A 6,409-nucleotide genomic window follows, 5' to 3' on the forward strand; every position below is an offset into this window, starting at 1 on the left:
ACGAAGCCGGCGTGCTCTAAGCGATCGGGAAAGGATAAAGACAATGGCAATTCTCCTCATCGCCGAACACGACAACGCAAGCCTTTCCGACCAGACCGCCAAGGCGCTGTCGGCGGCGCTCCAGATCGGCGCGGAAGTCGACGTGCTGGTGGCCGGCAAGGGCGCCAAGGGCGCGGCCGACGCCGCCGCCAAGCTGAAGGGCGTTCGGAAAGTGCTGCTGGCCGAAGCGGACGAGCTTTCGGAACGCCTCGCCGAGCCGACTGCGGCTCTCGTCGTCTCTCTTGCGGGCGGCTACGACACGATCATCGCGCCGGCCACTTCCGCCGGCAAGAACATCGCGCCGCGCGTCGCCGCCCTGCTCGACGTCGCCCAGGTGTCGGAAATCATCGAAGTGGTCTCGCCTGACACCTTCAAGCGGCCGATCTATGCCGGCAACGCCATCCAGACCGTCCAGTCGACCGACGCCAAGAAGGTCATCACGGTGCGCACCGCCTCCTTCGCGGCAGCGCCGGAAGGTGGTTCTGCCGCGGTCGAGACGGTCGGCGCCGCCGCCAACCCCGGCCTGTCGTCCTTCGTCGAGAACAAGCTCTCGGAGAACGATCGTCCGGAACTGACCTCGGCCAAGATCATCATCTCCGGCGGCCGCGCGCTCGGCTCCTCGGAGAAGTTCCAGGAAGTCATCCTGCCGGTCGCCGACAAGCTCGGCGCCGCGGTCGGCGCGTCCCGCGCCGCGGTCGACGCGGGCTATGCCCCGAACGACTGGCAGGTCGGCCAGACCGGCAAGGTGGTCGCGCCCGACCTCTACATTGCCGTCGGCATCTCCGGCGCCATCCAGCACCTGGCCGGCATGAAGGACTCCAAGGTGATCGTCGCCATCAACAAGGACGAGGAGGCGCCGATCTTCCAGGTTGCCGATTACGGCTTGGTCGGCGATCTCTTCGTCATTTTGCCGGAGCTGCAAAAGGCGCTTTGACGCCGTCCGTTCTGGCATATTAAAATCCAAAGGGTGGGGTAGACGAAGTCGCCCCGCCCTTTTAGTTTGCACTGCACAAAAAGCGGGCCATCAAGGTCCGGAGCCAATCCGGCGGTTCGCCTCCGGATTGCGGGAAACAAACAAGCAGGAGCGTCTTTGTACTTCAAGGAAGTGCGGACGTTCCGGACGGGATCGGGGTTCATGAGCAAGATCGAGACGATCGGCATTGTCGGCGCGGGTCAGATGGGTGGCGGTATCGCCCATGTCTCTGCGCTGGGCGGCTACAAGGTCCTGATCCACGACATATCGGCCGACCGGATCGAGAAGGGCATCGCCACCATCAGTGGCAACATGGCCCGCCAAGTCGGTTCCGGCAAGCTTGAGGAAAAGGCGCGCAACGAAGCGATGGCGCGCATCTCCGCCGCTCCGGCCATGGCCGACCTCGCCGCCGCCGACCTCGTGATCGAGGCGGCGACCGAGGACGAGACGGTCAAGCGCAAGATCTACGCGCAGCTCTGCCCGCAGCTCAATCCGGAAGCGATTCTGGCGACCAACACCTCGTCCATCTCGATCACCCGGCTTGCCGCCCAGACCGACCGTCCCGAGCGCTTCATCGGCATACATTTCATGAATCCTGTGCCGGTGATGAAGCTGGTCGAGCTAGTGCGCGGCATCGCCACCGAGGACCAGACCTTCGAGGCGGCCAAGACCTATGTGAAGCACCTCGACAAGACGATCACCGTCTCCGAGGATTTCCCGGCCTTCATCGTCAACCGCATCCTTTTGCCGATGATCAACGAGGCGATCTACACGCTCTATGAGGGCGTCGGCACGGTCGACGCCATCGATACCGCCATGCGGCTCGGCGCCAACCATCCGATGGGCCCGCTGCAGCTCGCCGACTTCATCGGCCTCGACACCTGCCTGTCGATCATGCAGGTGCTGCATGAGGGCCTGTCGGACTCGAAATACCGCCCTTGTCCGCTGCTGGTGAAATATGTCGAGGCCGGCTGGCTCGGCCGCAAGACTGGTCGCGGCTTCTACGACTATCGCGGCGACCATCCGGTGCCGACGCGCTGATCTTCCGCGGCTGAACCCTTCCGACGCCGTTCAGGACGCCGCGGCGAGCGGCATGGGCGGCACATCTCTCGAAGCTTCGTCCGGCGCGGCGGAAACGCAGCCGCGGCCTGCCGCCTTGGCATCGTAGCAGGCGGCATCGGCGCGGGCGATGATCTCATCCACCTCGCCGCAACCGGCGCGGATCGGCGCGAGCCCGATGCTGGCGCCGATCAAATGCGGGCGGCCGTCCCAGCTGAAATTGAGGTTGCAGATGGCATCGATGATCGAGCGCGCCGCGATCGGCCCGCGCGCCGCGTCGCCCGATTTGAGGATGACGGCGAACTCGTCGCCGCCGAGCCGCGCGACGATCTCTTCCGGGCCAAGCACATTGCGCAGGGTGTCGGCCACGCGCCTGAGCAGCGCATCGCCCGCGGCATGGCCGCCGGTGTCGTTGACGGCCTTGAAGTGGTCGAGGTCGACGAACATGAACTGATGCTCGCCGCCATTGAGGCGGCACTGGTCGACCAGTTCCTCCATGGTGCGCATGAAGCTCGAGCGGTTGGCGAGCCCGGTCAGCGCGTCATGGGCGGCGGCGTAGGCCAGTTGTCGCTGCAGGGCGCGCGCGTCGGTGAAGTCCTGGAAGACGATGACCAGGCCGCAGAACTGCTTGCGGTCGTTCATGATCGGCGACACCACCTGGCGGATGCTGCAGCGCGTGTCGTCGCGCCGCACGAGAACCGCGCGCGTGTTCTGGTCGCAACGAGGCTGTTCGCACGCCGAAGGACGCGTCAGGCCGATTCTCTGCCCGCTTTCCTCGTCGACCGCCCAATAGACATGGCCGAGCACCTTTCCAAGGGCTTCGCAGACGTCAACGCCGGTGAGCTTTTCCGCGACGGGGTTCATGAAGGTGATGCGGTTGGCGGCATCGGTGCAAATCACCGCGTCGCCGATCGACTGCAGCGTGACCCTCAGACGCTCCTTCTCGTCGGCCAGCATCGCCGCCGAAACCATCAGCCGCGTCTCGGCCTCCTTGCGCTGCGTGATATCGGTCAGGCTGCCGATGGCGCGGATCACCCGGCCCTCGGCGTCGCGCTCGATCGTCTTGCCACGGTCGAGGATCCAGACCCAGTGGCCGTCCTTGTGGCGCATCCGGAACTCGGCTTCGAAAAAGGGCGTCTCGCCGGCAAGGTGCGCGCGATCCGCCTCGGCGACGCGTGCCTGATCGTCGGGATGGATCATGGTCAGCCAGCGGTCCGGGTCTCCGTCGAGCTCGCCAGCGGCATAGCCCAGCATCTTCGCCCAGGTTTCGGAATAGGTTGTGCCACCCTTGCGCATATCGAGGCTCCAGACTCCCTGTCCGGTGCTGGTGAGCGCGAAATTCCAACGGGTCTCGGCCTCGGCGATGCGCGCCTCGGCCTGCTTGCGGGCGTCGATGTCCTCGATCTGCGACACCAGATAGAGCGGGCGGCCTGTCCCCTCTTCGCGGATGACCGAGCCCGCAAGCTGCGCCCAGACCGGAGTACCGTCCTTGTGCAGATACCGCTTCTCGAAATGGAAGGAGTGGATCTTGCCTTCCTTCAGGCTCATCATCGTCTCGCGGCCGATCTGCAGGTCGTCGGGATGGGTGATCTGGAGGAACGTCAGCGCCTCGATTTCCGATCGGGTATAGCCGAGCATGTCGGCGAAGGCCGGATTGGCCTGAACGATGCGCCCGTCGAGCCCGACAATGGCGACGCCGATCGCCGAATCCTCCATGGCCCGGCGGAAGCGCTGTTCGCTCTCGGCGATCTGCCGGCGATCGTCGACGATGCGTTGGATGAACATGGCCGACAGAAACAGCGTCGCGGCTGTGATGGCGATGGAAATCTGCAGGCAGAGCCTCAGCGCGTCGGCGCCAAATTCGAGGCGTGGCAGCAGGATCGATGCGGCGGCGGCAACCAGGCCGATTGCGAGCAAACCCTGCGCGGCGTGCCTGTCGGCACGAAGCCCTTTCCAGTTCAACCACGCCACGATGCGACCCACCCCAACACGCAACTGCACGTTGCCGCAACCCTGGCGGATCGGTTTTAAGGAATGGTTGCGCAGATGATGGCGATCGCTCCGCTAACCGGCAAACAATTGCCGGCATGATTAAGGGACTGTTTCGAAACAGCCCCGGCGGGCTACCAGCGCACGAAAAGCCGCCCGCCGATAGCCCCGAGCAGCGTCAGGAAGGCGATGGCGATCGTATACCAGGTGGCGACGAAGAGCGGCGAATCGTCGAAACAATGCGCGGCGTAGAAGGTTGCCGCGAGCCCGCCCGCGAGCAGCCCGGCCACCGCGCCAGCAAGCACCGGCCTGGTCGGCGCGCCGTAGCGCAGCATGCCGAGGAAGACCGCCAGCGGGCCGATGCCGATCAGCGGGATGAAAGTCATGCAGATCATCATGTTCGAGCCGACGAGCCGCTTGCCCCAATCGGCCTGGGGTACGACGAAAAGCTCCAGGACCACCGCCAGCACGACCAAAAGCGGCGCGGCGAGCATCCAGGCCATCTTCTGCCTTGTCGAAGCGCCCGGCACCGACAGCGCGCGGATCAGCGCGAAGGCGCTGACCGCAAGCACCAGCGTGAACACGAATTTCGACATGAAGCGCATCGTGTGCATGGCCGGCATGATGTCGGGACGCGGCCCGATGGTCGTGAAGAACACGGCTGCCGCGATCGCCACGGCAACGGAGACCGCCAGCCACCAGGCCTTGCCCATCGGCATGGCCTTCTTGCCGGCATCCGCGTCGAGCGCTTTGATCAGATCCTCCGTCCTCATGTCACTGTCGCCCGAATCTTTTAGCGATCGCGGCGAGGCCGCGATGCAGCGACACGCGCACAGCCGTTTCACTGACGCCGAGCTTGGCGGCGGTTTCGCCGATCGAATGGCCGTCGACCGAGATTGACGAGACGACCGAACGTTGCGTTGGCGGCAGTCCCTCGAGCGCCCGGTTTATGTCGCGCTCGCTGACCGTTTCTGTCTCCGGCTCGGCGAAGGTCTCGGCGATCTCGTCGATCTCGACCTCGATGCGGCGCCCTCGCCGGCGAAACGCGTCGATAAGCTTGAAGCGGGCGATCGCGTAAACCCAGGGCAACACCGGCGCATCCGGCCGCCAGGTGTGGCGTTTCACATGAATGGCAAGCAAGGTTTCCTGCACGACATCCTCGGGGTCGACTCCGCCCTGAACGATCTTGCGCCGGACAAAGCCGCGAACGAGGGCGGCGATGCGATGCAGAAAGTTGGCATAAGCCCTTTCGTCTCCCGCGATCGCGGCCCTGAGCAGCCCGGAGAGCTCTGCCTCGTCCTTGCCGGTCACAAGAGTTTACCCCCGAAGTTCGCGTCTCGGCCCTGGTTTGTTACGTGGCCAGCGAAATAATGTCCAAGCCAAACTGCCGCAGAATCACGAAAGTTTGCGGCATGGCGACGGATTGAAGCAGGGTCACAATCTTGACTACAATAATCAGGTATTGATAGGTGAGCCGAGCCTGAACCCCTGTCTCCAAATTCGAGGACGATGCCCCATGAAGATTGCCCTTTCCACGCTCGCCGGCGCTGCGATGGCGCTCGGCCTGATCGCCGGCCCGGCCATGGCGGAGGATCAAGGCATCGTCGTCTACAATGCCCAGCATGAGAGCCTCGCCAAGGAATGGGCTGCCGGCTTCACTAAGGAGACCGGCATCAAGGTCACGCTGCGCAATGGCGGCGACAGCGATTTCTCCAACCAGATCGTCGCCGAGGGCGCGGCCTCGCCGGCCGACGTCTTCCTGACCGAGAATTCGCCGGCCATGGCGCTGGTCGAGGCGGCCGGTCTGTTCGCCCCGGTCGACGCCGACACCCTCGCCCAGGTTCCCCAGGAATACCAGCCGTCGAGCGGCAAGTGGGTCGGCGTCGCGGCCCGCAGCACCGTCTTTGCCTACAACAAGGACAAGCTGAAGGAAGACCAGCTCCCCGAGTCGCTGCTGGACCTCGCCGATCCGAGCTGGAAAGGCCGCTGGGCCGCCTCGCCGTCGGGCCCCGACTTCCAGGCCATCGTCAGCGCCCTGCTCCAGCTGAAGGGCGAGGCCGCGACCGCCGACTGGCTGAAGGCGATGAAGGAGAATTTCACGGCCTACAAAGGCAACAGCACTGTCATGAAGGCGGTCAATGTCGGCGAGATCGATGGTGGCGTGATCTACCACTATTACTGGTTCGGCGATCAGGCCAAGACCGGCGAGAACAGCAAGAATGTCGGCCTGCATTATTTCAAGAACCAGGACCCGGGCGCCTTCGTTTCGGTATCGGGCGGCGGCGTGCTGGCCTCCAGCAAGCATCAGAAGGAAGCCCAGGCGTTCCTGAAGTGGGTGACAGGCAAGGG

At 64.6% G+C, this 6,409-nt stretch carries 6 protein-coding genes; 3 read left to right on the forward strand and 3 right to left on the reverse strand.

The genetic code is table 11. From position 1 onward, the window contains the following. Nucleotides 1–43: 43 nt before the first annotated feature. Together EOA28_RS20710 and EOA28_RS20715 are read left to right on the forward strand one after the other, a co-directional pair. Nucleotides 44–973, forward strand: coding sequence for an electron transfer flavoprotein subunit alpha/FixB family protein (locus EOA28_RS20710; RefSeq protein ID WP_126081054.1), 930 nt, complete (start codon nucleotides 44–46; stop codon nucleotides 971–973). 201 nt (nucleotides 974–1,174) lie between these two features. Next, entirely contained in the window at nucleotides 1,175–2,053 is an 879-nt protein-coding gene (locus EOA28_RS20715; protein WP_126081053.1) for a 3-hydroxybutyryl-CoA dehydrogenase, read from the forward strand. A 30-nt stretch (nucleotides 2,054–2,083) separates the two neighbouring features. Here the strand turns inward: EOA28_RS20715 and EOA28_RS20720 are convergent, their stop codons facing one another. From EOA28_RS20720 to EOA28_RS20730, 3 genes are all read right to left on the reverse strand, one after another. Next, complete coding sequence (locus tag EOA28_RS20720; RefSeq protein WP_245466922.1) at nucleotides 2,084–4,042, reverse strand: PAS domain S-box protein; 1,959 nt, start codon at nucleotides 4,040–4,042, stop codon at nucleotides 2,084–2,086. A 152-nt stretch (nucleotides 4,043–4,194) separates the two neighbouring features. Further along, complete coding sequence (locus EOA28_RS20725; protein ID WP_126081051.1) at nucleotides 4,195–4,833, reverse strand: NrsF family protein; 639 nt, start codon at nucleotides 4,831–4,833, stop codon at nucleotides 4,195–4,197. Between the two features lies 1 nt (nucleotide 4,834). Beyond that, nucleotides 4,835–5,371, reverse strand: coding sequence for a sigma-70 family RNA polymerase sigma factor (locus EOA28_RS20730; protein WP_127250972.1), 537 nt, complete (start codon nucleotides 5,369–5,371; stop codon nucleotides 4,835–4,837). Nucleotides 5,372–5,576: 205 nt separating this feature from the next. On the opposite strand from EOA28_RS20730, the gene EOA28_RS20735 reads away from it, so the two are divergent. Further along, a partial coding sequence (locus EOA28_RS20735; protein ID WP_148670778.1) for an iron ABC transporter substrate-binding protein occupies nucleotides 5,577–6,409 on the forward strand: 833 nt, incomplete at its 3' end.

The sequence above is a fragment of the Mesorhizobium sp. M2A.F.Ca.ET.067.02.1.1 genome, assembly GCF_004023285.1.
Lineage (GTDB): Bacteria > Pseudomonadota > Alphaproteobacteria > Rhizobiales > Rhizobiaceae > Mesorhizobium.